The sequence below is a fragment of the Mesorhizobium sp. M7A.F.Ca.CA.002.15.2.1 genome (assembly GCF_003998715.1).
Lineage (GTDB): Bacteria > Pseudomonadota > Alphaproteobacteria > Rhizobiales > Rhizobiaceae > Mesorhizobium > Mesorhizobium ciceri.
The window spans coordinates 1-236 of record NZ_RZPI01001309.1 but is presented as its reverse complement, the minus strand read 5'-3'; the positions used below and the strand labels follow the sequence as shown (position 1 = coordinate 236).

Genomic DNA, 236 nt, shown 5'->3' with positions numbered 1-236 from the left:
GGACGAAGCTGTTGCCGGAGGAGGCTGAGATGGCATGGTAGGACTGGGCGAGGTCGAGCCCGCCTTGTTTGGCCAACATCAGCGCCTCGCCGGCGGCGACGAGATGGATGAAGGCGAGCATGTTGGTGATCACCTTGATCACCGCCGCCGAGCCGACCGGACCCATCAGGAACGACTTTGCGCACATCGCCTCGATGGCCGGCCGATGACGTTCGTAGAGCGCTGGATCGCCGCCG

1 protein-coding gene is annotated in these 236 nt (G+C 64.8%); it reads right to left on the bottom strand.

Translation table 11 applies throughout. The features are described 5' to 3' along the window. Positions 1 to 236: NAD-binding protein (locus tag ENZ74_RS34285; RefSeq protein ID WP_164761530.1), on the bottom strand; the 236-nt coding region annotated here is incomplete at both ends.